Genomic DNA, 1,764 nt, shown 5'->3' on the forward strand with positions numbered 1-1,764 from the left:
TCGCGCGATGCTCGCGGCCCATCCCGTCCCGTCGGCCACGGACGATCCGCTCCCGCCCGACGCGCCCCGGCAATAGCGCGACGCCGAACTCGCGCGCCGGCCCGGCCGGTGCGCCCGTCACACGCATCAGCCGGGCGCATGGCAGGCCGGCGCAAACGGGAAGCCGGCTGAATCGGACGACACGTGGCGTGCGAGCCACAATGCGGCCTCGGTCCGGTTGCTCACGCCGATCTGGCGAAACAGCGCATACAGGTGGTTCTTGATCGTGCCTTCAGCGACGTTCAGCACGCGGCAGATCTGCTTGTTCGACTTGCCTTCGGCCAACAGGCGCAGCACGTCGCGCTGACGCGGCGTGAGGCGCTCGAACGCGCGATCGTCGCCGGCTGGCTGGCCGCCCGGGCGCGCCTGCGTCGCGCCGCCGTCGTTCGGCGGCACGTAGATCGCACCGGCCGCCACCCGGCCGAGCGCATCCGCGAACTCGTCGGCGCTCGCGTGCCGGTCGATGATGCCGGCCGCCCCCGCCAGCAGCGCATCGGCAATGGTGCGGCGGCACACGGCCGTCGCCACGCACAGCCACGGCGCGCCGGCGAACGTCTCGTGCAGCACGTTCGGCCAGCTCGGCCGCGCGGCGTGCTCGTCGCATTCGATCGTGATTGCCTCCACCGTCTCGGGTAGCAACGCATCGCGCAGGCGCAAGACGTCCTCCGGACAGCGAGCCGACCACACATGCCAGTTGACATCGCGTTTACACAGTACGTCCGCCACACCCGCGACGAATAACGGCGGGCTATCGATCATTAGAACGTTCATTGCGCGGTTTCCTCGAAATCGGGCTGCTCGGTTTGTTTTTTTTACTTCCCTACCCGGCGTTTTTTTACCGCTGTTTCACGCACCGCGCACTAGGCCCGTCGCTCCGTGACGAATGGCCTAATTCGTCCGCGCCGGGCCCCGCCACGCGCGCCGATGCCCGTCGCGGGCCGGCCCGGGCCGCCGGCCGTGACGGACGTCATATTGGGTAACCGTTTTTAATTTCCTAACGTGAATAACGACAGCGAATTTCCGTTGTCTTCGACACGAAGAGGAGTTTATTCATGGACGCGAATTTCATCGGCTCAGTCATTAACGCTTTACCCATGGACCAAATGATCGCCGGCCCGTTAAAAGCGATGATCAGCGCGCAGACGCAGGCCGCGAAGAGCTACGCGGATTTCCTGATGCAGGTCTGCATCCAGGGCGGCAAGGCCGTGGCCGTCCAGTTCGACTACGACGAGACGCTGGTGGACGAAAGCGGCGTGTCGAAAGGCGTCGTGCAGAAGACCATGCGCATCCCGCTGCTCGCGGCGATCGTCCACCCGATCATCGCGATCGAGGAAGGCACGATCGACTTCGAGATGGAGATCACGCAGTCGGAGAAGTCGTCGTCGTCGACCGAGGCCGGCGGCGAATTCCAGGCGAAGTTCGGCTGGGGGCCGATCAGCGTGAGCGTGTCGGGGCGCGTGTCGCACAAGGCAGAGCAGACGCGCAGCACCGACACGCGCGCGAAATACTCGATCCATACGCAGGTGAAGCGCCAGTCGCCGCCCGAAGCGCTGATGCGCGTGATCGACTTCCTGACCGAAGCCGCGACCAAGCCGGTGGTCACCGAAGGCAACGCGAAGGACGTGAAGCCGCTGCCGGCGACGCCGACCGACGGCAAGCTGGTCGGCGACGCGTCCGGATCCGGCGGTAGCGCGGCCGCGCCGGCCGCCGCCGGTGCGGATGCCC

The 1,764-nt window shown here is 66.7% G+C and carries 2 protein-coding genes; one reads left to right on the forward strand and one right to left on the reverse strand.

The window, feature by feature from the left end; genetic code table 11:
* Positions 1-126: 126 nt before the first annotated feature.
* Positions 127-810 (reverse strand): response regulator transcription factor, encoded by a 684-nt coding sequence (locus tag F3J14_RS34835; protein ID WP_166726744.1) that lies wholly within the window; start codon positions 808-810, stop codon positions 127-129.
* Positions 811-1,091: 281 nt separating this feature from the next.
* Between F3J14_RS34835 and F3J14_RS34840 the strand changes: the two genes are divergently transcribed.
* Positions 1,092-1,764: DUF2589 domain-containing protein (locus F3J14_RS34840; protein WP_211080434.1), on the forward strand; the 673-nt coding region annotated here is incomplete at its 3' end.

This window comes from Burkholderia sp. Tr-862 (genome assembly GCF_011753085.1).
Classification (GTDB): domain Bacteria; phylum Pseudomonadota; class Gammaproteobacteria; order Burkholderiales; family Burkholderiaceae; genus Burkholderia; species Burkholderia ambifaria.

What these genes read in the sequence shown, in the direction of transcription:
- F3J14_RS34835 (WP_166726744.1), bottom strand. Translation starts at nt 810, where the DNA reads ATGAACGTTCTAATGATCGATAGCCCGCCGTTATTCGTCGCGGGTGTG.